This is a genomic window from Mycobacterium sp. NPDC048908, from assembly GCF_043197955.1.
GTDB lineage: Bacteria > Actinomycetota > Actinomycetes > Mycobacteriales > Mycobacteriaceae > Mycobacterium.
The window spans coordinates 349,629-373,140 of record NZ_JBICUE010000004.1; the positions used below are offsets into that span (position 1 = coordinate 349,629).

General features: G+C 66.1%; 26 protein-coding genes. 9 read left to right on the plus strand and 17 right to left on the minus strand.

The annotated features are described in order from the left end of the window. Positions 1-255: 255 nt before the first annotated feature. Positions 256-975, minus strand: coding sequence for a methyltransferase domain-containing protein (locus ACGFK1_RS13680; RefSeq protein ID WP_393429440.1), 720 nt, complete (start codon positions 973-975; stop codon positions 256-258). Between the two features lie 234 nt (positions 976-1,209). Between ACGFK1_RS13680 and ACGFK1_RS13685 the strand changes: the two genes are divergently transcribed. From ACGFK1_RS13685 to disA, 3 genes are read left to right on the plus strand one after another with little or no spacing between them, the layout of a single operon-like run. After that, positions 1,210-1,764 carry a hypothetical protein gene (locus ACGFK1_RS13685; protein WP_393429443.1) on the plus strand — a complete coding sequence of 185 codons (555 nt, stop codon included), beginning with the start codon at positions 1,210-1,212 and terminating at the stop codon, positions 1,762-1,764. A gap of 44 nt (positions 1,765-1,808) precedes the next feature. Further along, positions 1,809-3,194 (plus strand): DNA repair protein RadA, encoded by a 1,386-nt coding sequence (gene radA / locus ACGFK1_RS13690; RefSeq protein WP_393429446.1) that lies wholly within the window; start codon positions 1,809-1,811, stop codon positions 3,192-3,194. 9 nt (positions 3,195-3,203) lie between these two features. After that, complete coding sequence (gene disA / locus ACGFK1_RS13695) at positions 3,204-4,322, plus strand: DNA integrity scanning diadenylate cyclase DisA (RefSeq protein ID WP_393429449.1); 1,119 nt, start codon at positions 3,204-3,206, stop codon at positions 4,320-4,322. On the opposite strand, the gene ACGFK1_RS13700 is transcribed toward disA, so the two are convergent. After that, positions 4,319-5,110 (minus strand): hypothetical protein, encoded by a 792-nt coding sequence (locus ACGFK1_RS13700; RefSeq protein WP_393429452.1) that lies wholly within the window; start codon positions 5,108-5,110, stop codon positions 4,319-4,321. The two genes, disA and ACGFK1_RS13700, sit on opposite strands and share 4 nt — an antisense overlap. Before the next feature lie 256 nt (positions 5,111-5,366). Here ACGFK1_RS13700 and ACGFK1_RS13705 point away from each other — a divergent pair, with 256 nt between their 5' ends. Beyond that, positions 5,367-5,936 carry an XRE family transcriptional regulator gene (locus ACGFK1_RS13705; protein ID WP_393429455.1) on the plus strand — a complete coding sequence of 190 codons (570 nt, stop codon included), beginning with the start codon at positions 5,367-5,369 and terminating at the stop codon, positions 5,934-5,936. Here ACGFK1_RS13705 and ACGFK1_RS13710 read toward each other — a convergent pair. Both ACGFK1_RS13710 and ACGFK1_RS13715 read right to left on the minus strand, forming a co-directional pair. Continuing rightward, the gene (locus ACGFK1_RS13710) at positions 5,933-6,715 is read right to left on the minus strand and encodes a hypothetical protein (protein ID WP_393429458.1); all 783 of its coding nucleotides are present in this window, start codon (positions 6,713-6,715) and stop codon (positions 5,933-5,935) included. The genes ACGFK1_RS13705 and ACGFK1_RS13710 overlap by 4 nt on opposite strands. Positions 6,716-6,774: 59 nt before the next feature. Next, a complete protein-coding gene (locus ACGFK1_RS13715) occupies positions 6,775-7,395 on the minus strand; it encodes a carbonic anhydrase (protein ID WP_393429461.1) in 621 nt (206 codons plus the stop codon). Between ACGFK1_RS13715 and ACGFK1_RS13720 the strand changes: the two genes are divergently transcribed. Further along, positions 7,394-8,299 carry an A/G-specific adenine glycosylase gene (locus tag ACGFK1_RS13720; protein ID WP_393429464.1) on the plus strand — a complete coding sequence of 302 codons (906 nt, stop codon included), beginning with the start codon at positions 7,394-7,396 and terminating at the stop codon, positions 8,297-8,299. The two genes, ACGFK1_RS13715 and ACGFK1_RS13720, sit on opposite strands and share 2 nt — an antisense overlap. Here ACGFK1_RS13720 and ACGFK1_RS13725 read toward each other — a convergent pair whose 3' ends face one another. After that, positions 8,300-9,286: a GlxA family transcriptional regulator gene (locus ACGFK1_RS13725; RefSeq protein ID WP_393429467.1), complete on the minus strand. Its 987-nt coding sequence runs from the start codon at positions 9,284-9,286 to the stop codon at positions 8,300-8,302. A gap of 71 nt (positions 9,287-9,357) precedes the next feature. Here ACGFK1_RS13725 and ACGFK1_RS13730 point away from each other — a divergent pair, with 71 nt between their 5' ends. Beyond that, complete coding sequence (locus tag ACGFK1_RS13730; RefSeq protein ID WP_393429469.1) at positions 9,358-9,612, plus strand: hypothetical protein; 255 nt, start codon at positions 9,358-9,360, stop codon at positions 9,610-9,612. Here the strand turns inward: ACGFK1_RS13730 and ACGFK1_RS13735 are convergent. Further along, complete coding sequence (locus tag ACGFK1_RS13735; RefSeq protein ID WP_393429472.1) at positions 9,586-10,356, minus strand: alpha/beta fold hydrolase; 771 nt, start codon at positions 10,354-10,356, stop codon at positions 9,586-9,588. The genes ACGFK1_RS13730 and ACGFK1_RS13735 overlap by 27 nt on opposite strands. Before the next feature lie 24 nt (positions 10,357-10,380). Here ACGFK1_RS13735 and mhuD point away from each other — a divergent pair, with 24 nt between their 5' ends. Together mhuD and ACGFK1_RS13745 are read left to right on the plus strand one after the other, a co-directional pair. Then, a complete protein-coding gene (gene mhuD / locus ACGFK1_RS13740; RefSeq protein ID WP_067796101.1) occupies positions 10,381-10,692 on the plus strand; it encodes a mycobilin-forming heme oxygenase MhuD in 312 nt (103 codons plus the stop codon). Continuing rightward, complete coding sequence (locus tag ACGFK1_RS13745; protein WP_393429475.1) at positions 10,673-12,031, plus strand: serine hydrolase; 1,359 nt, start codon at positions 10,673-10,675, stop codon at positions 12,029-12,031. The genes mhuD and ACGFK1_RS13745 overlap by 20 nt, the downstream gene beginning before the upstream one ends. Position 12,032: 1 nt before the next feature. On the opposite strand, the gene ACGFK1_RS13750 is transcribed toward ACGFK1_RS13745, so the two are convergent. From ACGFK1_RS13750 to lysS, 6 genes are all read right to left on the minus strand, one after another. Continuing rightward, entirely contained in the window at positions 12,033-12,584 is a 552-nt protein-coding gene (locus ACGFK1_RS13750) for a histidine phosphatase family protein (RefSeq protein WP_393429478.1), read from the minus strand. After that, complete coding sequence (locus ACGFK1_RS13755; protein ID WP_393429481.1) at positions 12,581-13,309, minus strand: CbtA family protein; 729 nt, start codon at positions 13,307-13,309, stop codon at positions 12,581-12,583. The genes ACGFK1_RS13750 and ACGFK1_RS13755 overlap by 4 nt, the downstream gene beginning before the upstream one ends. Positions 13,310-13,330: 21 nt before the next feature. Further along, positions 13,331-13,555, minus strand: coding sequence for a CbtB domain-containing protein (locus ACGFK1_RS13760; protein WP_393429484.1), 225 nt, complete (start codon positions 13,553-13,555; stop codon positions 13,331-13,333). 208 nt (positions 13,556-13,763) lie between these two features. Beyond that, a complete protein-coding gene (clpC1, locus tag ACGFK1_RS13765; RefSeq protein WP_393429487.1) occupies positions 13,764-16,313 on the minus strand; it encodes an ATP-dependent protease ATP-binding subunit ClpC in 2,550 nt (849 codons plus the stop codon). A 303-nt stretch (positions 16,314-16,616) separates the two neighbouring features. After that, complete coding sequence (gene lsr2 / locus ACGFK1_RS13770) at positions 16,617-16,958, minus strand: histone-like nucleoid-structuring protein Lsr2 (protein WP_393429491.1); 342 nt, start codon at positions 16,956-16,958, stop codon at positions 16,617-16,619. A 128-nt stretch (positions 16,959-17,086) separates the two neighbouring features. Further along, a complete protein-coding gene (gene lysS, locus ACGFK1_RS13775; protein ID WP_393430097.1) occupies positions 17,087-18,547 on the minus strand; it encodes a lysine--tRNA ligase in 1,461 nt (486 codons plus the stop codon). Positions 18,548-18,654: 107 nt separating this feature from the next. Between lysS and ACGFK1_RS13780 the strand changes: the two genes are divergently transcribed. After that, positions 18,655-19,014, plus strand: coding sequence for a hypothetical protein (locus ACGFK1_RS13780; protein ID WP_393429494.1), 360 nt, complete (start codon positions 18,655-18,657; stop codon positions 19,012-19,014). On the opposite strand, the gene ACGFK1_RS13785 is transcribed toward ACGFK1_RS13780, so the two are convergent. From ACGFK1_RS13785 to ACGFK1_RS13805, 5 genes are all read right to left on the minus strand, one after another. After that, positions 18,998-19,813: a type III pantothenate kinase gene (locus ACGFK1_RS13785; protein WP_393429497.1), complete on the minus strand. Its 816-nt coding sequence runs from the start codon at positions 19,811-19,813 to the stop codon at positions 18,998-19,000. The two genes, ACGFK1_RS13780 and ACGFK1_RS13785, sit on opposite strands and share 17 nt — an antisense overlap. Before the next feature lie 4 nt (positions 19,814-19,817). Then, positions 19,818-20,225 (minus strand): aspartate 1-decarboxylase, encoded by a 408-nt coding sequence (gene panD, locus ACGFK1_RS13790; protein ID WP_393430100.1) that lies wholly within the window; start codon positions 20,223-20,225, stop codon positions 19,818-19,820. Then, positions 20,225-21,187, minus strand: coding sequence for a pantoate--beta-alanine ligase (panC, locus tag ACGFK1_RS13795; protein WP_393429500.1), 963 nt, complete (start codon positions 21,185-21,187; stop codon positions 20,225-20,227). Before panC ends, panD begins: the two co-directional genes overlap by 1 nt. Next, on the minus strand, positions 21,184-22,134 hold the full coding sequence (locus tag ACGFK1_RS13800; RefSeq protein WP_393429503.1) for a Rossmann-like and DUF2520 domain-containing protein: 951 nt from the start codon (positions 22,132-22,134) through the stop codon (positions 21,184-21,186). The genes panC and ACGFK1_RS13800 overlap by 4 nt, the downstream gene beginning before the upstream one ends. 81 nt (positions 22,135-22,215) lie before the next feature. Continuing rightward, complete coding sequence (locus tag ACGFK1_RS13805) at positions 22,216-23,511, minus strand: DUF6779 domain-containing protein (RefSeq protein ID WP_393429506.1); 1,296 nt, start codon at positions 23,509-23,511, stop codon at positions 22,216-22,218. Position 23,512: the final 1 nt, after the last annotated feature.

Genomic DNA, 23,512 nt, shown 5'->3' on the forward strand with positions numbered 1-23,512 from the left:
TCGCGTTACTTCGTGTTTTGGACACTTCGGCAACTTATTGACATTCACGTCAACTTAATCCGATGCCTACGGCCAGTTGTTACTCCTAGCAATTATGTTGACGCCTAATAGAACTTTGCTGGACCGTGACGCCCATGACGACGCTCGCCTAGATGCGACTCATTAAGCATGTAGCTGAACCAGCGACCCGGCATGGCGGGTAATCGCAATACCCGCCGCGCACTGTCAGTCCGGACAACGAAAACGAGGAAGTATTCAGCCCGGTCGAACGAGGATGAACTGCCAGGACCACGGCATGTACCGCATCGGCCGTTCCAGCAGGCGGGCAGCCCATCTGACGCCGCTCGGAATGACTTCAGGCGGGTAATTGAAGTTCCGCACGTGCGCCACCTCGAACCCTGCGCGCTGCGCCGACTGCTTGAGGTGCTTCATCGTGACGACGTAGAAGTCGTGCCCCCAGCTGACCGGGGCGAGCCGCCAGTAGCGGTGCTGCCATTTGACCGGCAACCAGCCCATGAACGGGAGCCGGCTATGCGACTCGATCGGGAAATACGGGTTCGGCAGCTGCCCGACGACCACGCCTCCCGGGCGCAGCACGCGGTAGATCTCGCAAAGGCTCGCGTCATGTTCGGTTGGTGGGATGTGCTCGAAAACGTTCGCGAAAACCGCGACGTCAAATGACGCGTCAGGGAAATCGAGGTGGTCGGCCCGGCCGGGCTTCAGCGTGCACCCACGTTCGCTGACCGTTTCCTCGGTCAGTGTCGGATCGATGCCCGACCAGTTAGGCACATGAGTGAGCTGACGCAGCTGCTCCGTCAAAGCACCGTGCTGGCAGCCGACTTCGATACCGTCGGTGGCCCCCGGCGGGGCGTACTCCTCGATGAGATCGGCAAGGTGGCGGCTAAGGACAGCATTTCGCGTGTCCCACTCTTGCTCGGTCTGCAAGAGTTGCGCACGAATCCCGCGCGTCGACATACATACCTCCCCCGGATGCGAACCTCTGTCAGAGGAACTCGGGCCCGCACCAAAATACCCCGAATCCCCCGCAGCGATGCGGTTCCAGCAAACCACGCAGGGCTGATTGTTTTCCACCCCCCGACCAGCGAGACCACCGCGGGCCGCCCGAGGCCATCCTTGTACGGTAATTTGCAGTCAAACCTCGGGCGACCCCGTCACGGGTCGTCTCGCCGACTTCGCAGGGAGAGTTCAGTGAACCGCTTCAGACTGGTCACGTGCGCGGTCGCCGCCGCCCTCGCCCTGTCCGGCTGCGGAGCCGGGCAGATATCCCAGACCGCGACGCAGGAGCCGGCAGTGAACGGCACGCTCGCCACTGTGGGCCCGCTGGCCTTGCGGAATATCCATCTGCGCGCCAACCAGAACGCCGATTACATGCAACCTGGCAGCGACGTCGAGTTGTTGTTCGTCGCGATCAACAACTCGCCAGACGCCAACGACAAGCTGCTCTCGGTGAACTCTGAGGTCGGCTCTGTCAGCCTTTCCGGCGACACCTCGGTGCCCGCCAACGGCGTGCTGGTGGTCGGAGAGCCCGACGGCCAGATTGCGCCGCTGGAGGCGGCCGAGAAGGCCGAGGCCGTTCGGGCGAAGGTCGCGCTGTCCAAGCCGATCACCAACGGGTTGACCTACAAGTTCACTTTCACTTTCGAGAAGGCGGGCGAGACCAGCGTCCAAGTCCCGATCTCGGCCGGTGAGCAACCGCGCCGCGAGGCGGCCGCAGAAGCGGGCGACACGGGCGGTCACCACTAAGTCCTTACCGACGGTCTGTCGGACCCACCGGTTACGGTCGCGAGGTGGCTAAAGCGCGCTCGCAGTACCGCTGCTCGGAGTGCCACCACGTCACCGCCAAATGGGTTGGCCGCTGCCCGGACTGCGGTACCTGGGGCACTGTCGACGAGGTGGCCGCGCTCGCCGCGGTCAGCGGTTCGGCCGTGCCGCGCTCGGTCGCACCGACGTCGCCTGCAGTGCCGATCAGCTCGATCGACCCCGGCAGCACCCGCCATTTCCACACCGGCATCAGCGAACTCGACCGCGTCCTCGGCGGCGGTCTGGTGCCAGGGTCGGTGACATTGCTCGCGGGCGATCCCGGCGTCGGCAAGTCAACGCTGTTGCTCGAGGTTGCCCACCGCTGGGCGCAGGAGGGCAGACGCGCGCTGTATCTGTCGGGTGAGGAGTCGGCGGGCCAGATCCGGCTGCGGGCCGAGCGCACGGGCTGCGCGCACGACGAGGTCTACCTGGCCGCCGAGTCGGATCTGCAGATGGCGCTCGGACACATCGACGAGGTCCGGCCCAGCCTCGTGGTCGTGGACTCGGTGCAGACCATGTCCACCACCGAAGCCGACGGTGTCACCGGCGGCGTCACCCAGGTTCGGGCGGTGACGACGGCATTGACCATGGCCGCCAAGACCTCCGGGGTGGCGATGCTGCTGGTCGGCCACGTCACCAAGGACGGAGCGATTGCGGGGCCCCGCTCGCTGGAGCACCTGGTCGACGTTGTGCTGCACTTCGAAGGCGACCGTACGTCGGCCCTTCGTATGGTGCGCGGCGTGAAGAACCGCTTCGGCGCCGCTGACGAAGTTGGCTGTTTCCTCCTGCACGACAACGGAATCGAGTGCGTCGCCGACCCATCGGGATTGTTCTTGGATCAGCGGCCCAAGCCGGTGTCGGGCACGGCTGTGACGGTCACACTCGACGGCAAACGCCCGTTGATCGGCGAGGTGCAGGCCTTGATCGGCGCGCCTGCCAGCGGCTCGCCGCGCCGCGCCGTCAGCGGAATCGATTCGTCCCGCGCCGCCATGATCACCGCGGTGCTCGAGAAGCGCGCCAGACTGCCCGTCGGCACCAACGACATCTACCTGTCGACCGTCGGCGGCATGCGGCTGACCGACCCGTCGTCGGATTTGGCGGTCGCGCTGGCGATCGCCTCGGCGTACACCGACCTGCCGATGCCCACCAACGCCGTGGCGATCGGAGAGGTCGGTCTCGCAGGGGATCTGCGCCGGGTCAGCGGGATGGATCGCAGGCTGGCGGAGGCCGCACGGCTGGGCTTCGGCTGCGCCGTGGTGCCGGCGGGCCCCACTTCGGCTCCGGCCGGTTTGCGGGCGGTGGGTGCCGACAATATTCAGACGGCATTGCGGGTGTTGCGCGAAATCAGTCAGACTGACGCCGGCCGATCCTAGGAGGAGGCGATGGCCGTCAAGAAGACCAGCAGGTCGAGCCGCAACGTCGTGCAGTTGGCGCGGCCGACCCTGCGCGAGACCATCGCGCGGCTGGCGCCGGGGACCGAGCTCCGCGACGGCCTCGAACGCATCCTTCGCGGCCGCACCGGCGCGCTGATCGTGATCGGCTACGACGACAGCGTCGAGGCCATCTGCGACGGCGGCTTCGAACTCGACGTCCGCTACGCGCCCACCCGGCTGCGCGAGTTGTCGAAGATGGACGGAGCGGTGGTGCTGTCAAGCGACGGCGGCCGCATCGTGCGCGCCAACGTGCAATTGGTGCCCGACCCGTCGATACCCACAGAGGAATCGGGCACTCGACACCGGTCGGCTGAACGCACCGCCATCCAAACCGGCTACCCGGTGATCTCGGTCAGCCATTCGATGAGCATCGTCACGGTGTACGTCGCGGGCGAACGCCACGTCATCCCGGACTCGGCGGCCATCCTGTCGCGCGCCAACCAGACCATCGACACGCTGGAGCGTTACAAGACCCGTCTCGATGAGGTCAGCCGCCAGCTGTCGACCGCCGAGATCGAGGACTTCGTGACGCTGCGCGACGTGATGACCGTCGTGCAACGGCTGGAGATGGTCCGCCGGATCAGCCTCGAAATCGATTCCGACGTCGTGGAATTGGGTACCGACGGGCGTCAGCTCAAGCTGCAGCTGGAAGAACTCGTCGGCGACAACGACACCGCGCGCGAGCTGATCGTTCGCGACTACCACGCCAACCCCGACCCCCCGACCCCAGCTCAGGTCAGCGCCACGCTCGAGGAGCTGGATTCGCTTTCCGACAATGAGCTACTCGACTTCACCACACTGGCAAGGGTTTTCGGCTACCCGTCAACGGCGGAAGCGCAGGATTCGGCGATGAGCTCGCGCGGTTACCGCGCGATGGCCGGTATTCCGAGGTTGCAGTTCGCCCACGTCGACCTTCTGGTGCGCTCGTTCGGATCGCTGCAGGGACTGCTTGCCGCGACGTCCGACGACCTGCAGTCGGTGGAGGGCATCGGTTCAATGTGGGCCCGGCACATCCGGGAAGGCCTGTCGCAGTTGGCCGAGTCGACGATCGCCGATCGTCTCGCCTAATCCGTTGCAGCCCTGGCATTTTCGAGACCGTTGCGAAGCAACTCCCAGGCCAGCCCGCGGGCTTCTGCCGCTCTTGTGTGCATCAACCGCTGCACGGTCCGGATCGAATCCGGCTTCGGTGCTCGACCTTCGACGACGGCGTCATACACGTCAGCCGCGACTCGGATCGCCATCGCGGCGGCTTCGTTGACTTGATTGAGCGCGCGGTGCAGTTGTTCGTCCTCGAGAAGAACGTTGGCGTTGCTGACCTCAACCGAGAAATCGCTGACCACCCGGCTGATCTGTTCGAAGATCGGGTTCATCGCCTGCTCGCGCTCGTCGCGGTCCTCGATGCGCAGAATGCGGGCGCCCTCATTCCACAGGGTTGCCAGCATCTGAGTGTGCGCGTTGACGGCCCGCGACACCTCGACCATGGCCTGCTTCTGTAGCTGATTGACCAGGTGAGCCCGCTCGACGCGGGCCAATTCGCGTTGGGCCGCCACCTCGGCCCGGAACGACTTCTCGCGGGCCTCCATCTCGACCCTGTGCAACGCCTGAGTCATCGCCACTTCGCGGGCCGCCCGTTCCTCGGCGGCCACCAACTCGACGCGAAGGCGTTCGGCGGCCTGCGCGGCGTGCCGGTTGGCCAGGCGTTGGATCGTCAGCGTCTGCCACATCGCCACCAGCACCACACAGAAGACGACCGCGCCGAAGAACCAGTCCGCTTTCGATCCCAGTTCGCCGCGGCTGAAGAAAATGAACCAGACGATGACCAACGCGCCCGCTGCCGCAGCGGCAAACCGTCCCATCCTGTGCCATCCCCCCTGACTGGGCTCAGGGCTAATCGGCACTCCTGGCGGCAGCGGCCGCGTCGGACCTACGTGCGCCGAATCCCCGGTGGCGCTAGGGGTTTGCACTACACCGGTCATTGTGACCTCCGTTCACACGAGCCTGCGGCCATGCTGATTCAGACTAGGCGGCACGGGTCGAACCGTCTGCGCCAGACCGCTAGGGTCAACCCGTATTCACCGCTATCGAATTGACCCGCTCGAGAATTGAGGTCTCATGGCACAACCCGCGGCGCAGGAAGGCGACTCGGCGATCATCGTCGAACTCTCCGAGGCGGCCATGCACATGTACGCAGCAGCGATCGACGCATTGCCGTTCCAGGAGGACAAGAAGTTCCACAAGCGCGCCGATGTCGTGTTGGAGGGCATGCGGAAACTGCGTTCCGCGTTGACGAACGCAGCAAGCACCAGCAGGCCGTCGTCCGCGGTGATCGTCGAACTGAGCAATGTCCGCAGGCGATACGACAACCTGGTCGAGCACGCGGCGGCGGCGCCGGGATCCAGCCTCGGCCAACAGATCTACGCCACCCGGTTGGCAGCGAAGCTGACTGCGCGCGAAGTCGAGAACGGTGCGGGGCTGCGCCAGGGCCTGCTCGACGAGCTAGAAGCCGGCGCGGTGCCCACCGACGAAGAAGCGGGGAAGATCACGGCCGCCATCGAAGCCCTCGGCGGCGTGCCCGGCACTGAGCACCTGCGTCCGCATCAACCAGAACCGGTGCAGACCGACTCCGATGCGCAGCACGTCAACGGTTTCGACGAGGACCTCGTCGGCGACAGCCTCGGCTAGCCGCCCTGCGGCGCGGGCGCGGGCTCGGCAGGAGGCGCACCCTCGCCGCCCGGCTGGGCCGGTGCCTGCACCGCGGCAGGCGCCAAGATGAACGGCACCGCCGCCGATCTCAGATTGCCCAACTGCACGACGAGGTTGTACGTCCCAGGTCCGATCGGTTGCCGCGGCAGCGGACACTGCGGCGCTGAGCCCATGCCTGTCCAGGTCACCTCTGTGGTCACCTGCTCACCCGGCTGGAACGTCTTGACGAGCGTCTCGTTCGACGGTGCGCAGTCGAGGTTCGACCACAGCCTGTTGTTGTCCAGCGAGTAGACGTAGGCGGCCAGCACCGCGGCACCGACGTCGCGTTGGCATGCCACCAGACCGATGTTGGTGACGACCATCGTGAACTTCGGCTGATCGCCGACCACGTACTGCGGCTGGTTGGTGATGCCCTTGACGGCCAGCGTCGAATCGGGGCAGTCGTCGCCCTCTTTGAGCACCGGCGGTGGGGCGACCGCGGCGGTCGGTGTTGGCGTCGGCGCCGGGGCCTGCTGGGCAGGCGGCATGACCGGCGTCTTGACCTCAGGATTCTGCCCCGGCAGCGGGGTCGGCGCGGCGGCCTGAGCAGGAGCGGGCTTCTCGGCGGCCTTGTTGTTACTGCTCGTGCTGGTCATCACGACCATCACCACCACCGCGGCGACGACGCCGATGACGAGGACCGCTATGCCCAGCGCGAGTGCCCTGCGACGCCAGTAGATCTGCGTCGGTAGCGGGCCATGCGGTTCTAGATCCAGCACATCCTCACGGTAAGGGCAGGTCACGTCCACTCGTCCGAGGTGACTCGGCGTGTCGGGCGTCAGCCTTCGCCGATGTCGCCAAGATGATCGCGCAACACGGCCCTACCGTCGGCCAGGTGGTAGGTCACGCCCGCGATCGCCAGCGTGCCCGCGGCCAGCCGGTCGGTGATGGCCGTGGACCGCTGAGCCAGCTGCGCCGCGGTCTCGTTGACGTGTCGCGCTTCCAATTCATCGACGCGGCTCAGCCCGTCGCGACGGCCGAGCAGGATCGACGGCGTGACGCGTTCAACCAGGTCACGGACGTAACCGCCGGGCACGGCGCCGCCGTCGATGGCCGACAGCGCGGCCTTCACCGCGCCGCAGCTGTCGTGGCCGAGCACGACGATCAGCGGCACGTTGAGCACCGTCACCCCGTATTCGATGGAGCCCAGCACCGCCGAGTCGATGACGTGGCCGGCGGTGCGCACCACGAACATGTCGCCGAGCCCCTGGTCGAAGATGATCTCTGCGGCCACCCTGCTGTCGGCGCAGCCGAACACCACCGCGGTGGGCTTCTGCGCTTCGGCGAGGCTGGCCCGATACTCGATACTCTGGCTGGGATGTTCGGGCTTACCCGCAACGAAGCGCTCGTTACCCTCTCTGAGTGATTTCCACGCGGTCACCGGATTCGTGTTGGGCATGGCCGTCATTGTGCAGGAAATTCCCGTCGTGATCGATTCACCGCGTTTATCAAGCTGGTACGAGGGCGCGCAGCGCGACCTGCCATGGCGCCGACCGGGGGTGACGCCGTGGCAGATCCTGGTCAGTGAGTTCATGTTGCAGCAGACTCCGGTGGCCCGCGTCGAACCGATCTGGCTGGCATGGGTGGCGCGCTGGCCGACGCCGTCGGCGACCGCCGCGGCGAGCGCGGCCGATGTGCTGCGGGCTTGGGGCAAGCTGGGCTACCCGCGCCGGGCCAAGCGACTGCATGAATGCGCGACAGTGATCGCCGGGCAGTTCGACGACGAGGTGCCGTCGGATGTGGACACATTGCTGACGCTGCCGGGTGTCGGTGCCTACACGGCGCGCGCGATTGCCTGCTTTGCCTATGGACAGGGCGTGCCGGTCGTCGACACCAACGTGCGCCGTGTGGTTGCCAGGGCCGTACACGGCAAGGCCGACGCGGCGTCGTCGTCGCGCGACCTCGATGACGTCGCCGCGTTGTTACCCGCTGATGGGCAAGCGCCCCGGTTTTCGGTCGCCTTGATGGAGCTGGGTGCGACGGTGTGCACTGCCCGCTCGCCGCGTTGTGGCCTGTGCCCGTTGAGTTCGTGCGCATGGCGCACGCGCGGCTTTCCCCCAGGCACGCCGACTCGCCGGGTGCAGAAGTATGCGGGCACTGATCGCCAGGTCCGCGGCCGGTTGTTGGATGTGTTGCGCGGCAACGACTCTCCCGTCACTCGCGCGCAGCTCGACATGGCCTGGCTCACCGACGCCGCACAGCGTGACCGTGCACTGGACTCGTTGCTCGTCGACGGGTTGGTTGAGCAGACGGCGGACGGCCGATTCGCCCTTGCGGGCGAAGGCGACGAAGCGCTCCGGTAACTACGCGGAGGCCGCGGCCTCCTCGCAGGGACCGTTGCACGAGAACCGGCGCCGGTAATCCGACGGGGTCACACCGATGACCCTGCGGAAGTGGTGGCGCAGCAGGGTGGCCGTACCGAAACCGGATCGGTCGGCGATCCTGTCGATGTCGAGGTCTGTCTCCTCGAGCAGTCGGCGCGCATACAGCACCCGCTGGTCGGTCACCCACTGCATCGGGGTGCGACCCGTCTCCTCGACGAATCGACGGGCGAAAGTGCGCGCGGACATGTGCGCACGGGTGGCGAGAGTACCGACGGTATGCGGCTTGTCGAGATTCGTGAGGATCCAATCCAGGTGTGGCGCAAAGCCTTCCGAGCAGCGAACCGGAATGGGCTGGTCGATGTACTGGCGCTGGCCACCGTCGCGCTGAGGTGGAACCACCATCCTGCGGGCGATCTTGTTGGTGACTTCGCTGCCAAGCTCGCGGCGCACAAGGTGCAGGCAGGCGTCGATACCTGCCGCGGTGCCCGCGCTGGTGATCAGGTTGCCGTCGTCGACGAACAGCACGTTTCGGTCGACCTTGGCCGTCGGATACATCTGGGCCAACTCGTCGGCGTGCATCCAGTGCGTGGTGCACGGCCTGCCGGCCAGCAGTCCGGCGGCACCGGCGACGAATGCGCCCGAGCACACCGTCAGGATGATCGACCCCGACTCCGCGGCCGCCCGAACTGTGTCAAGGGCCTCCGGCAGATAGCCGCCGTTTTGACTGCTGATGGCGGGGATCGCCACCAGGTCCGCTCCGATCAGGCCGTCCAGCCCACAGTCGGGAGTGATGGTGGCGCCGACGGACGTCCGCAGCGGCTTGCCCGGTTCCGGTCCGCAGACCTTGAAGTCGAAGTTGGGCACCCCGTCCGCAGAGCGGTCGATGCCGAACACTTCACAGATGACGCCGAACTCAAAAATCGCTAGACCGTCCAGCACCAGCGCAGATACGCTTCTCAATGCCATGGCAGCATTTTATCTCAAGGTGTCCTTCCTGCCACTGTTGGCGGGATCTTTATCAGCGGAGCATTACTGCCATGACCACTGCACTCACCTTCTTCATCCTGATCGCCCCCTTCGCGGTGGCAGCGGCGCTCAGTTGGGCCGCCCATCGCTCCGACTCGCTTCGCATTCGCTACGGCCAGTTCCGCTGGTCCGCCCCGATGACGGGCAGGCTGTTCGAGGACGACCGCGACGGTTTCCGTATCGCTCACGATGTCGATGCGGTTCGCACACGCTTTGAGCAGCAACCGTTTTGGCCCGGCTCAGGCGCCACCGGCGAGCGTCGCTAAAAACGACTCGACCGCCTCTCGGTAGATCAGCGGCGCATCGTCGTGGATCAGGTGACCGGCGCCGGGCACGCGCAAATACGTTGTCCGGGGACCGGTTTCGGTCATCTCGCGCATCTGCCCTTCGGGTGTGACGGAATTGCCCGCCTCTAGCAACAGCGCGGGCACGCGCACCGCCTTCCATTGCGTCCAGTAGTCGCGGGTGCCCCACTCGGCGGCGATTTCGATCCATGTCTTCGGGTGGCCGTGCAGACGCCATCCGGTGGACGTGCGGTCGAAGGCTTCGAGGAAATACTGACCGGCCACCGGGCCGAACTCCGCGTAAACGTCTTGTGCCGCAGTAAATTCGGCCGGCAAGGCGTGCAGCCACGGTTCCCACGGCCCGGTGGTGCGGCCGCGGAAATCCGGCGCCATGTCCTCGATCACCAGCGCGCTGACCAACTCCGGTCGGGCCGCGGCCAGACACCACGAATGCAGCGCGCCCATCGAATGGCCGATCATCACGGCCGGCCGGCCCAGTCCCTCGACCGCATTGCCGAGGTCGGCAACAAACCGCTCGGTGCTGATCGGATGCGGGTCGGCGACGTCGCGGCCGCGATGCCATGGCGCGTCGTAGGTGTACACCGCGCCCAGCCGCGTCAGCCACGGCAGCTGGCGTGACCACGTGCTGCCGCGCCCCATCAGGCCGTGCACCAGAACCAGCGGATCGCCCTCACCTCCGCGGGGCGACAGCAGATCGGGCGACATGGCTGCGCACGGTAGCCTAACGACATGCCTGTGGTGAAGATCAACGCAATCGAGGTCCCGCCGGACGCCGGCCCGGAACTGGAGAAGCGGTTCGCACACCGCGCACATGCCGTCGACAACCAGCCCGGTTTCCTCGGCTTCCAGCTGTTGCGCCCGGTGAAGGGCGAAGACCGCTACTTCGTCGTCACGCAATGGGAGTCCGAGGAGGCGTTCCAGGCGTGGGCGACGGGCCCTGCCATCGAGGCGCACAAGGGCCAAGCCGCCAACCCGGTGGCCACCGGGGCATCACTGCTCGAGTTCGAGGTTGTCCTGGACGTTGCGGGCGCCGGTAAGTAAGGCGCGGCGTAGCGCGCGCACCACGGTCGCGCTGTCGGCAGCCGTTGTCCTCGGCCTGACGGCCGGTTGCACGAAGACCACCACACCCGTTCCAGTAGCGGACACGACGTACGGTGCGCCGATCGAGATCAATACGCCGCAGGGTCTGCGGGCCAAGCAGACCATCGACATGCTGAATTCCGAGTGGCCGATCGGAACCGTCGGGGTGCGCACCATGGCCACCCCACAACAGGTCAACCCGATCACCTCCGCGATGGGCAACCTCTGGCTGGATCGGCCGATCACGGTCGCGGGCATCGACATCGGCGCGGGTCTGGCGACCCTGCACACGCTGACGTCCTACGGCGTGGCACAGGACATCCAACTGCGGACAAACCCAGAAGGCCTCGTCGACCGTTTCGAGGTGTCGCTGCAGCCGCCCGCGATCAAGAAGTGGGCCGATATCGACACCGAACTGACGAAGTCGGGGGCACGCTACTCGTATCAGGTCGCCAAGGTGAACGACGGCGGATGCGCGCCCATTGCAGGCACCAACACCGACCTTTCATTGCCGCTGGCGTCGATCATGAAGCTGTATGTGCTGCTCGCGGTCGCCGACGCGGTAAAGGCCGGGACGCTGCGCTGGACCGACGACCTGACGGTCACCGATGAGGCCAAGAAGCTCGGGTCGGCTCACCTCAACGACCTGCCCGCCGGCGGGAAGGTGTCGGTACGCAGAGCGGCGCAGGAGATGATCTCCGCGAGCGACAACATGGCCACCGATCTGTTGATCGGCCGGGTGACCCCGCACGCGATCGAGCGCGCGTTGGTGGCCGCGGGTCACCACGACCCCGCCAGCATGACCCCGTTTCCGACCATGCACGAGCTGTTCTCGATTGGTTGGGGGGAACCCGATCTGCGTGAACAGTGGACGCAGGCCACCCCGCAAGGCCGGGCGCAGCTGTTGGCGCAGACAAATTCCCGCCCCTATCAACCGGATCCGACCCGGACGAGCTCACCGGCTTCCAGCTACGGCGCCGAATGGTACGGCAGCGCGGCCGACATCTGCCGTGTGCACGCGGCACTGCAGGCCGCGGCGGTCGGGGCCGCCGCGCCGGTGAAGCAGATTCTCTCCGCCATACCCGGCATCGACCTGGACCGGTCGAAGTGGCCGTACATCGGCGCCAAGGGCGGAAACCTGCCGGGGGACTTGACCTTCAGCTGGTACGCCGTCGACCGAACGGGCCAGTCGTGGGTGGTCAGCTTCCAGCTGAACTGGCCGCGCTATCGCAGCACGACCGCGGCGACCTGGCTGTTGTCCATCGTCACGCAGGCGTTCAATCTGATTCCGGTGGCCTGACCTAGAGGCTGGAACGCAGGGTCCACGCGTGCCCTCGGAAGTGCATCACCGTGCGGCTCACCGGCGCGATATCGATGCGCCAGAACGACTTCGGCGGCGCGTTGAGCACCACCAGGATTGCGGCACGCACCACCGCGGGGTGGGTGACCGCGACCAGCCGGCTGCGATGGCTGGTCAATGAGTCCATCCACCCGCGCACCCTGTCGATCAGCTCGACCACCGACTCACCGCCATGCGGCGCGCGCGTGGGATCGGTCAACCAGATCGCCAGATCATCGGGCTGCACCCCGCCGACCACATCGCCGCGCCAACGGCCGCAGTCCAGATCGGCCAGCCGGTCCTCGACGGTGGCGTGCAGCCCGAGCAGTTCCGCGGTCTGCCGGGTCCTCTTCTCGGGTCCGCAGTACGCACGCTCGGTGACGCCGAGGTCGATGGACGCGTCCACCTGACGATGACCGATCGCGTTGAGCGGTTCGTCGGTGGGAAACCGTCCGGCCGCCATCGCATCGGTCATCGCGTGCGATACCAGCGTGAGCCGGACGACTTCACTCACGCGCTGACGCTCTCCCGTCGTCGCGGTGCCCCGAGTAGCCGGTCCGCCATCGACGCGAACACCAGGCCGATGACCGCCCACAGCACCAACTGAGTGCCCAGCGAGTAGAGCCGGAACTCGTAGAGCACGTCGGCGGGGAAGTCGGGCGGCGTCTCATCGATGGTGGGCAACACCAGCATGAGCACCGCAATCGCAACGACGTAGCCGCCACCGGCGATCAATGCCGCGCTCCACTGCCCGAACTGCGCCACCAAACGATGCCCCAGATACACGGCGGCCACCAACAGCGCCGCCGACAGCACCACCATCAACAAGTACAGCAGGGTGCGCTGCCTGATGGTCTCCTCGAGGCTGACCGCGGGGGGGTTCGGCGGGTATTTCAGGAAGGGAATGACGTAAAGCGACAACAACATTGCGCCGGCGAGCAACACCGACAGCGCCCGCGGTGACACGTTGCCGACCCTGCCGTAGGCCACGCAGTAGACCACCGCGAACAGCGCTCCCATCGCCACGCTGAATGCCAGCACGCCGAACCCCATGCCCACGTTGGCCTGCACTCCGCGGGTGAACAGTTCTACGCCGTGCTCGTGGCCGTGCTCGTGGGACTCCTCGTACGCGAGGGCTCGGGTGATGACCGGTTCGACAAGAGTCCGGGCGAACAAGAACGCCAACACGCCACCGATAGCGCCGGCCAGCAGGCCGCGCCCGATTATTCGCTTTTCCATTTGGGTTCGGGCCGCCTGCGGTCAGTGGCAGGGGAAGCCGAGCAGATGGCGGGCGTCGTGCACGAACTCGTGCACGTACATGTTGTCGCCGAACACCGAGGTTGCGCCCTGGTCCAGGCCCACGAAGAACAGCACCACCAACGCGAGGAATGCGGTGAGAGACAGCCACATCGCGGCCTTCGCCAAGGAAAGATCGACTGCCGGGGCAACAGACGTCCGGGACTTGCGGGCCTCGGGAGAGGTCATGTGATTTCCTTTCCGGGATTTCGCGTCCCAGTTTGGGGTCGACGGCGGGCGTCAGGTCTGACTGTCCACAGTGGCGCGACCGTTCCGGATTTTCACCAGGATTCCTTCGCCCGTCGATTACATCAGCATCCTAAGCATTCGGGCTGACGAACAGACGCAAAGGCCCCCGAAACCCATGCGATTCGGGGGCCTTTCCGGTTTTGTCGTGTTATTCAGTGGCCGCGGCGCTGGGTGCGCCCGCTGCTCCTGCCTTCTCCAGTTCCGGTTCGGTGGGCTCGGCCGGCTTCTTCGTTCCGGTGAACGTGAACACCGCGTCCTCGCCGGAGCCTTCGCCGTCCCAGTTATCCACGTCGACGGTGACGAGCTGGCCGGGTCCGACCTCCTCGAAGAGAATCTTCTCCGACAGCGCATCCTCGATCTCGCGCTGAATTGTCCGGCGCAGCGGCCGGGCCCCGAGCACGGGATCGAATCCACGCTTAGCCAACAGGGACTTGGCCTTGTCGGTCAAGACCATCGCCATGTCCTTGCCCTTGAGCTGCTTGCCCACCCGGCCGATCATCAGGTCGACCATCGTGATGATCTCGTCGCGAGTCAGCTGGTGGAAGACGATGATGTCGTCGATGCGGTTGAGGAACTCCGGCCGGAAGTGCTTCTTCAGCTCGTCGTTGACCTTCTGCTTCATCCGCTCGTAGTTGTTCTCGCCGCCGCCCTGGGTGAAGCCGAGGCCGACAGCCTTCGAGATATCCGACGTGCCGAGGTTCGAGGTGAAGATCAACACGGTGTTCTTGAAGTCGACCGTGCGACCCTGACCGTCGGTGAGGCGGCCGTCCTCGAGGACCTGCAACAGGCTGTTGTAGATCTCCTGGTGGGCTTTCTCGATCTCGTCGAACAACACGACGCTGAACGGCTTGCGGCGCACCTTCTCGGTGAGCTGGCCGCCCTCCTCGTAGCCGACGTAGCCCGGAGGGGCACCGAACAGCCGCGAGGCGGTGAAGCGGTCGTGGAACTCGCCCATGTCGATCTGGATGAGCGCGTCGTCGTCGCCGAACAGAAACTCCGCGAGCGCCTTGGACAGCTCGGTCTTACCCACACCGGACGGGCCGGCGAAGATGAACGAGCCCGACGGCCGCTTGGGATCCTTCAGCCCGGCGCGGGTACGCCGGATGGCCTTGGAGACCGCCTTGACGGCGTCCTCCTGGCCGATGATCCGCTTGTGCAGCTCGTCTTCCATGCGCAGCAGACGCGTGGTCTCGGCCTCGGTCAGCTTGAACACGGGAATGCCGGTCCAGTTGCCGAGCACCTCGGCGATCTGCTCGTCGTCGACCTCGGCCACTACATCGAGATCGCCTGAGCGCCACTGCTTCTCGCGCTCGGCGCGCTGAGCGACCAGTTGCTTCTCCTTGTCGCGCAGGCTCGCCGCTTTCTCGAAGTCCTGCGCGTCGATCGCGGACTCCTTCTCGCGCCGGGCCTCGGCGATCTTCTCGTCGAAGTCACGCAGGTCTGGCGGTGCGGTCATCCGGCGGATCCGCATCCGGGCGCCGGCCTCGTCGATCAGGTCGATCGCCTTGTCCGGCAGGAACCGGTCGTTGATGTAGCGGTCGGCCAGGGTCGCGGCCGCCACCATGGCGCTGTCGGTGATCGAGACGCGATGGTGCGCCTCGTACCGGTCGCGCAGACCCTTGAGGATCTCGATGGTGTGCTCGACCGTCGGCTCACCGACCTGCACCGGCTGGAAGCGGCGCTCCAGCGCGGCGTCCTTCTCGATGTACTTGCGGTACTCGTCGAGCGTGGTGGCGCCGATGGTCTGCAGCTCGCCGCGGGCCAGCTTCGGCTTCAGGATGCTGGCCGCGTCGATGGCGCCCTCGGCGGCACCCGCGCCGACGAGCGTGTGCAGCTCGTCGATGAACAGGATGATGTCGCCGCGGGTGTTGATCTCCTTGAGCACCTTCTTCAGGCGTTCCTCGAAATCACCGCGGTAGCGGCTGCCGGCCACCAGCGAACCCAGGTCGAGGGTGTAGAGCTGCTTGTCCTTCAGCGTCTCCGGCACCTCGCCGTGCACGATGGCCTGTGCGAGGCCCTCGACGACGGCGGTCTTGCCGACGCCGGGCTCGCCGATCAGCACCGGGTTGTTCTTGGTGCGCCGGCTCAGCACCTGCATCACCCGCTCGATTTCCTTCTCGCGGCCGATGACGGGGTCGAGCTTGCCCTCCATCGCGGCGGCGGTCAGGTTGCGGCCGAACTGGTCGAGGACCAGTGAGGTGGACGGATTGCCCGCCTCCCCGCCGCGGCCGCCGGTGCCGGCCTCCGCGGTCTCCTTGCCCTGGTATCCACTCAGCAGCTGGATGACCTGCTGGCGCACCCTGGTCAGCTCGGCGCCCAGTTTCACCAACACCTGGGCGGCAACGCCCTCGCCCTCACGGATCAGGCCGAGCAGGATGTGCTCGGTGCCGATGTAGTTGTGGCCGAGCTGCAGCGCCTCGCGCAGGCTCAGCTCCAGCACCTTCTTGGCGCGCGGGGTGAACGGGATGTGACCCGACGGCGCCTGCTGGCCCTGGCCGATGATCTCCTCGACCTGGCTGCGGACGCCCTCGAGCGAGATGCCAAGCGACTCGAGCGACTTGGCGGCTACACCCTCACCCTCGTGAATAAGTCCCAACAGGATGTGCTCGGTGCCGATGTAGTTGTGGTTGAGCATCCGGGCTTCTTCTTGAGCCAGGACGACGACCCTGCGGGCGCGGTCGGTAAATCTCTCAAACATCGGTGGTTACCTGCTCTCCATCAAATAGGTACGGGTTCTTTCGCGGCTTACCGCGCCCGGACCCGTCACCCAAGTCTAGTGGGCGACCGCCGCCGCTGCGCTGCCTGCTTGCACTGTTCAAAAAGCGATACGCCGGCGGTTGTCGGCGCCATAGGCCCTGTACCCGGCGCCGCTCTTAGCAACGCCACAGGTGGAGAAAACGTTTCCGATGTCCGGCCGCTGCTGGTTCGCCACTAGCGAAAGGCAATCAACCGCGGCGCTCGCGTGCCCCTTTCGGCATCATGTTGGTCTGGCAACTACCGATTATGTTGCCGCATGGAACGCGTCGATGACATCGGCGGGGATCCGACCGCGGGTGGACACGTTGTGTCCGTTGCGGCGGGCCCATTCCCGGATCGCCGCGCTCTGTTCGCGATCGATTGCCGCTCTGCCGCGGCCAGAGCCCGCCGAGCGGCCACGCCTGCGGCCGCCCACCCGGCGGCCTGCGTCGACCCATTGCTTCAACTCGCTACGAAGCTTTGCGGCATTCTTGGAAGAAAGGTCGATCTCATAGCTCACCCCGTCGAGCCCGAATTCAACCGTCTCATCGGCTGCGCCTTCGCCGTCAAAATCATCGACGAGCGTGACGGTCACTTTCTTGGCCATTACCCCACACTGCCCTTCTGGTTGAGCACTAGATCAGTAGTTTAGCCGCCCCTCGAACCCCCGGCACCAATGTGCCATAAGAACGGATACCATTCAACAACTTCAGAAAAAATCTCAATCGAAGCAGATCAGTTGCCGTGGCGGCGAACAATCGGGAACAAAACCGTCTCTCGAATCGACAGGCCCGTCAATGCCATCAACAACCGATCGATACCCATTCCGGTGCCCGTAGAGGGCGGCATCGCGTACTCCAATGCGGCCAAAAAATCTTCATCGAGAGCCATTGCCTCATCGTCTCCGGCGGCCGCGGCGCGGGCCTGCGCTTCGAACCTTTCCCGTTGGATAACAGGATCGATCAGCTCGGAGTAACCGGTCGCCAGTTCGATCCGGCGGACGTAGAGATCCCACTTCTCGGTTACCCCGTCAATGCTGCGATGAGAGCGGGTCAGCGGCGTCGTCTCGACCGGGAAATCGCGCACGAAGGTTGGTGCCCAAAGCTTGTTACCGACAGCGTGTTCCCATAGTTCTTCAACCAATTTCCCATGTCCGTAACCACGGTCACGCGGAATCTCGACATCAAGTCGCTCGGCGATCTGCCATAAGTGTTCAACCGTCGTCTGCGGAGTGATCTCTTCGCCGAGTGCCTCCGACAGCGATGGATACATTTGTATCGTCCGCCATTCGCCGTCGACGTCATAGACGGTGCCATCAGGCAATGGCAGCCTTCTGGTGCCGATCGCTTCGTCGGCGACCTCCTGAATAATCTCGCGTGTCATGACGGCGGAATCGTCGTAGGTTCCGTAGGCCTGATATGTCTCGAGCATCGCGAATTCCGGCGAATGCGTCCAATCCGCACCTTCGTTTCTGAACACTCGATTCAGCTCGAAGACACGCTCGAATCCGCCCACCAAGCAACGCTTGAGGAACAGTTCCGGTGCGATGCGAAGGTAGAGGTCGGCATCGAGCGCATTGGAGTGCGTGACGAACGGTCTGGCGGCCGCACCGCCTGCCAACGTCTGCAACATTGGCGTCTCGACTTCGAGAAAACCGCGCCGGTGGAGCGCCGACCGGACAGCGCGCACCACCGCGACCCGCTGCCGGGCAATTGTGCGGGCCTCCGGACGAACGATCAGATCGACATAGCGCTGCCGCACGCGCGCCTCTTCGCTCATCTCTTTGTGAGCGACCGGCAGTGGCCGCAGCGCCTTGGAAATGATTTGCCAGGAATCGGCAAGCACAGACAATTCTCCGCGGCGAGAGCTGATCACCTCGCCGTGCGCGTACACGAGGTCGCCGAGGTCGACGTCGGATTTCCAGGCGTCGAGTGATTCCTGTCCGACTCGGTCGAGGCTGAGCATCAACTGCAGTTGGGTCCCGTCACCCTCCTGCAGCGTGGAAAAACACAGCTTTCCTGAGTTGCGGGCGAACATCACCCTGCCTGCGACGCCGACGATCTGGCCGGTCTCGGTGTTGGCCTCCAGGTTCGGGTAGGCCCGCCGGATCTCGGCCAGCGTATGGGTGCGGGCGACCTCGACCGGGTAGGGCTCACGGCCCTCGGCAAGCAACCGTTCGCGCTTGGCCTGCCGAATCCGGAACTGCTCGGGGACGTCGGAGTCGGATGTCGCGGCCGTTGCCGCTCCGGACTCGGGAGTGGGCTGATCAGGTGAGGTCACGACCTGCCAGCTTAAATCAATCCATGACCGCCGCGATCGACGCCGCTGCAGTGACGGCCCTTGCCGACGAACCGATCGACTGGCGATTCAAGGGGATGCCGTCGGCGTGGTGGGGCAGCACGCCGCGTGATGTCTGCGCGCAGGCCCCTGATCTGTTCGAGGCGGGCGTCATCGGACCCGTCTGCGTGCTACGCGCCGACAGCGTGGTGAGCAAGCTCAACGATCAGCACGCCTATCTACAGCTGGGAGGCGCCGACAGCGTTCAGGTCGGCAGCTGGCTCGGCTTCGGCATCTCGCACCCGTGCACGGTGTTCGACAAGTGGCACGTACTTCTGAGCGGCCCTGGCCAGCAGGCCGCTCGGCCGTCTAGCGGGCCTGCTTGAGCCTGCCGCGGTTGCTGTCGCGGTTGCGCTCGAACACCAGCCGCAGGCCGTCCAGCGTGAGGTGTCGGTCGTACTTGTCGACCGTGTGCAGGTCGGGCAACACCAGCGGGGCGGTGTGGCCGGTGGCCAAAACCGCGACGTCGTCGCCCGCGAACCCGTCGACGTCCTCGCGGATCCGGTTGACCAATCCGTCGACCAGACCGGCGAATCCGAAGACCGCACCCGCCTGCATGCACTCGACGGTGTTCTTGCCGACCACAGAACGCGGCCGGGTCAGCTCCACGCGGCGCAACGCCGCCGACCGCGCGGCGGCCGCATCGGAAGACACCTGAACGCCGGGAGCGATTGCCCCGCCAAGGAATTCACCTTTCGCGGATACCACGTCAACACAGATGGACGAGCCGAAGTCGACGACGATCGCTGCGGAGCCGAACTTGTGGTAGGCCGCAAGGCAGTTGACGATCCGGTCGGCGCCGACTTCTTTGGGGTTGTCGACAAGCAGCGGAATGCCGGTGCGCACACCGGGCTCGATCAACACGTGCGGCACTGATGGCCAGTACTGCTCGAGCATCAGCCGGACCTCATGCAACACGGACGGCACGGTCGAAAGCCCCGTGGCACCGGTCAGACGTTCGGAGTCGTCACCGATCAGCCCGTCGATGGTGAGTGCCAGCTCATCGGAGGTGACCTCGGATTCGGTGCGAATTCGCCAGTGCTGCACCACTTTCGCGTGGTCGCCCGAACCGGATATCAGGCCGACGACGGTGTGCGTGTTACGGACGTCGATTGCGAGAAGCACAGGCTCACCGTGGCGACATCAGCTCGGCCGCATCGGCCGGCACGTGGGCGAGGTCACTGCCCAGGTCGATCTGCTTGTTGTGGGCGTCGACGAACACCACGCGCGGCTGATAGGCCCTGGCTTCGGCGTCCGCCATGGTGGCGTAGGCGATCAGGATCACCAGATCACCGGGGTGTACGAGATGCGCTGCGGCGCCGTTGATCCCGATCACGCCGCTGCCGCGCTCACCGGTGATCGCATAGGTGACAAGCCGCGCGCCGTTGTCGATGTCGACGATCGTGACCTGCTCGCCCTCCAGCAGGTCGGCCGCGTCCATCAGATCGGCATCGATGGTCACCGATCCCACGTAATGCAGGTCGGCCTGGGTGACCGTGGCGCGGTGGATCTTTGATTTGAGCATGGTCCGCAACATCAATTCCTCCAGGGTAATTCGTGCCCGCTGGCCGAGCCGGCAATGGGACTTGATCCGGGCGCGTCGACACGCGGGTGTCCGTCGGTGGCGGCGGTGGCGCCGACATCGATGGCGATGTTGTCGAGAAGTCGGGTGCCTCCCAGTCGGGCGGCGATGAGCATGCGCGCGATCCCTTCCGCGGGTGGGGGGCCGAGTAGCGGATCGCGCACTTCGAGGTAGTCGACCTCGATGGCGGGCACCTCATCCAGCACGGCGCGGGCGGCGTCCAGCGCCGCGGCGACGCCACCCGATGCGGCGTACATGCCCGCCAGCAGCGCGGCCGACAGCGCGCCGGCCTGCTCGCGTTCGTCCTCGTTGAGATAGCGGTTGCGCGACGACATGGCCAGCCCGTCGGCTTCTCTGACGATCGGCACGCCGACGATCTGTGTGTCGAGGTTGAGATCGGCGACCATCTGCCGGATCACCACCAGCTGCTGATAATCCTTTTCGCCGAAGAACGCGCGATCGGGATGGGTGATCTGCAGCAGCTTGAGCACGACGGTCAGCACACCGGCGAAATGCGTTGGGCGGGCGGCACCCTCGAGTTCGGCCCCAAGTGGGCCGGGGAGTACGGAGGTGCGCCTACCGTCTGGGTACATGTCGGCTGCCGTCGGGGTGAACGCGATTCCGACGCCTTCGGCGCGCAGCGCTGCGAGGTCGTCGTCGAGCGTGCGCGGGTATGCCTCGAGGTCTTCACCGGCGCCGAACTGCAACGGGTTCACAAAGATCGACACCACGACCACGGCGCCCTGAACCCGCTTGGCAGACCGCACCAGGGTCAGGTGGCCTTCGTGCAACGCACCCATCGTCGGCACCAACATCACTCTGCGCCCGGTCGCGCGCAAGGCCTTCGTCACGTCGGAAACGTCACGGGGGCTGGAGTAGACGTTGAGTTCGCCCGGAGCGAACCGTGGCTTGGTCATGATGGTCCCGAAGGGTCGGAAAACACTGCGAACACTTCCTTGGGGGCGCGCGCACGCTGCGCAGTGCGTAGGGAGTTGGCTCGATATGCTTGCGCCAGTTGGGGATCCACTTCGGCGAGCGCACGCAGGTGACCCGCGACCGCATCCGCGTCGCCGCGTGCCACGGGGCCGGTCAGTGCCGCCTGTCCCCGTTGCAGCGAGTTTTCCAGCGACGCGCGGGCCAGAGGGCCGATCACACGCTCGGCGATGCCGCCCGGCGCGTCACCAACCAATTCCTGCCCCAACAACTCCTGACCCCACAGCGCCGCCCGCAACGCCTCGACCGCGTCCAGCATCACGGTCACCACATGGTTACTCGCATGCGCCAACGCCGCGTGATACAGCGTGCGCGCGTCCTCGCGGACCCGGAACGGTTCGCCGCCGATCTCGAGCACCAATGACTGGGCGATCGCATATCCGACCTCGTCTGCGGCCGTCACCCCGAAACAGGTTTCGGAGAGCCGGGCGATGTCCTCGTCCGATCCCGTGAATGTCATCGCGGGATGGATGGCCAGCGGGATGCAGTCCTGTTCGGTCAGCGGCGCAAGCACTCGAATGCCGTTGGCACCGGACGTGTGGGCCACGATCGTCCCCGGTCGGACAGCTGAGGTCGCGGCGAGGCCGCGCACCAGGCCCGGTAATTCGGCGTCGGGAACAGCCAGCAGCAGAAGTTCGGCGCGGCGCGCCACCTCATCGGGCGGCAGCACCGCGGTGTCGGGCAGCCTGCGCTCGGCACGTTGCCGCGACGCATGCGAGATGGCGCTGCAGGCGACCACCACGTGCTCGGCGCGCTCCAGCGCGACACCGAGTGCCGTGCCGACCCGACCAGCGGAGATGATGCCGATCGTGAGCCGCGCCGGGCGCAGTCCTGCCTCGGGACCCCGCGCGTGCGCTGGGGACTGCTCCATTGCAGACGACCTCGCAAAATATCGTGGGCTCTTCGTTCCGGTCCTGCGTTGCGGGTACCGGACGGTCGCAACGAGCCTAACTCACTCGTCGCGGCGCCTGCGACGACCGCCTCCGGTGGGGGTGGCCTGGAGTCTGGCCAGCAGATCGGCAACCGACTGGCCACCGGTGTCCTCCGCGCTGCGGTGCCGCCGGCCTTCTCGCGGACCGTCCTGCTCTTCCTCAGCGGGCTCTGGCTCCGGTTGTCGCGGTTCGGTGTGCAGGGTGGGTGGCGCCGGCGGGCGGCCGGGATCAACCGCGTCCGCCGGGGCGGAGTGGCGACCGCGGCGTGATTCGTCGGGCGGGGTCTGCATCGCAGGCTCGGATGCCCGCCGCCTGCCGACGTACTCACCCTGCGCACCGTTCTCGGCTGCGGGCTCCGGCACCGGGGGCGCCACCCAGTTGCTGCCGGGTGCGCCTGCAGGAATCCACTGGCCCTCGGCGGGTGCGGGCTGCCAATCCTCGCCCTGCGCAACCGGTTCCGGCTCCGGCGTGGGTTCCTGCGTCGGCTCGGGCCGCGGCGGCGGTGGCGGTGGCTGCGGCGCCGGTTCCGGCGGCGCAGCGGGGGGCCGCTCCTGTTGCGGTGGCTCCCAAGTGAATTGGGTCGTCGTCTCGGCCGCTGATGGCGGTGGCACGTATGCACGCGACTGCTCTTCGGCGCGGTGACGCCGCCCTCTCTCCTGTTCCGTCTCCGAGGGCCTGCGATGCGCTCCGCCGTCGACAGGCGGCGCCCAATCGGACTCCGGTTCGGCGGGCACGTCGATGATCGGGCTTTCCTCGGTGTTGGCGTCGAGGTCCTCGCGGTCTTCGGTGTCGATCCGGCTCGCCTTGACCCGTCCCGCCTCCGTGCTGCGCGGCCAATCGCCGTAGCCACGGCTGCGATCGGTTTCCAGCGCCGGCCGATGCGACAGATCGGCATCGAACAGAATCTCCAAATTGGCCCGCAGGGCAGCCAATTCGGCCCGCAGGCCGGCGACCTCGTCGGCGGCTTGCGCCCGGATCTCCGACGTCAACTCGCGGCGCAACTGGGTTTCCACCGTCAACTCGTACTCACGGCGCGCGGAGATCTCGCGGTCTAACTGCAAGTCGTACACCAGCTTCAGGTCTCGCACCTTGGCCTGGTCGATGTCGCTTTGCCTGCGGTAGATCACCGATACGAATGCGGCCACCACCGCCGCCCACAACGCCAAGATGACGGCCAGCTTCAGCAATTCCACCTTGTTGGTGAACACCAGCGCCGAGCTCGCCCCGATAGCGAGCACCAGCAACACCGTCAGCAGCACCCAACCCGGCCTGCGGACAGCGCGCCGGGAGCGCGTACCGCGAGACAGATCGGCCATG

Bases quoted from the DNA above. Each gene is read 5' to 3' on its own strand.
- ACGFK1_RS13705 (WP_393429455.1), top strand. From the start codon at position 5,367: ATGGCACAACCCGCGGCGCAGGAAGGCGACTCGGCGATCATCGTCGAA.
- ACGFK1_RS13715 (WP_393429461.1), bottom strand. From the start codon at position 7,395: ATGCCCAACACGAATCCGGTGACCGCGTGGAAATCACTCAGAGAGGGT.
- ACGFK1_RS13735 (WP_393429472.1), bottom strand. From the start codon at position 10,356: ATGTCGCCCGATCTGCTGTCGCCCCGCGGAGGTGAGGGCGATCCGCTG.
- ACGFK1_RS13780 (WP_393429494.1), top strand. From the start codon at position 18,655: ATGACCGCCGCGATCGACGCCGCTGCAGTGACGGCCCTTGCCGACGAA.
- panC (WP_393429500.1), bottom strand. From the start codon at position 21,187: ATGACCAAGCCACGGTTCGCTCCGGGCGAACTCAACGTCTACTCCAGC.
- clpC1 (WP_393429487.1), bottom strand. From the start codon at position 16,313: ATGTTTGAGAGATTTACCGACCGCGCCCGCAGGGTCGTCGTCCTGGCT.
- ACGFK1_RS13680 (WP_393429440.1), bottom strand. From the start codon at position 975: ATGTCGACGCGCGGGATTCGTGCGCAACTCTTGCAGACCGAGCAAGAG.
- ACGFK1_RS13730 (WP_393429469.1), top strand. From the start codon at position 9,358: ATGACCACTGCACTCACCTTCTTCATCCTGATCGCCCCCTTCGCGGTG.
- disA (WP_393429449.1), top strand. From the start codon at position 3,204: ATGGCCGTCAAGAAGACCAGCAGGTCGAGCCGCAACGTCGTGCAGTTG.
- ACGFK1_RS13800 (WP_393429503.1), bottom strand. From the start codon at position 22,134: ATGGAGCAGTCCCCAGCGCACGCGCGGGGTCCCGAGGCAGGACTGCGC.
- mhuD (WP_067796101.1), top strand. From the start codon at position 10,381: ATGCCTGTGGTGAAGATCAACGCAATCGAGGTCCCGCCGGACGCCGGC.
- ACGFK1_RS13755 (WP_393429481.1), bottom strand. From the start codon at position 13,309: ATGGAAAAGCGAATAATCGGGCGCGGCCTGCTGGCCGGCGCTATCGGT.
- ACGFK1_RS13720 (WP_393429464.1), top strand. From the start codon at position 7,394: ATGGCCGTCATTGTGCAGGAAATTCCCGTCGTGATCGATTCACCGCGT.
- lsr2 (WP_393429491.1), bottom strand. From the start codon at position 16,958: ATGGCCAAGAAAGTGACCGTCACGCTCGTCGATGATTTTGACGGCGAA.
- panD (WP_393430100.1), bottom strand. From the start codon at position 20,225: ATGTTGCGGACCATGCTCAAATCAAAGATCCACCGCGCCACGGTCACC.
- ACGFK1_RS13760 (WP_393429484.1), bottom strand. From the start codon at position 13,555: ATGACCTCTCCCGAGGCCCGCAAGTCCCGGACGTCTGTTGCCCCGGCA.
- ACGFK1_RS13805 (WP_393429506.1), bottom strand. From the start codon at position 23,511: ATGGCCGATCTGTCTCGCGGTACGCGCTCCCGGCGCGCTGTCCGCAGG.
- ACGFK1_RS13700 (WP_393429452.1), bottom strand. From the start codon at position 5,110: ATGGGACGGTTTGCCGCTGCGGCAGCGGGCGCGTTGGTCATCGTCTGG.
- ACGFK1_RS13725 (WP_393429467.1), bottom strand. From the start codon at position 9,286: ATGGCATTGAGAAGCGTATCTGCGCTGGTGCTGGACGGTCTAGCGATT.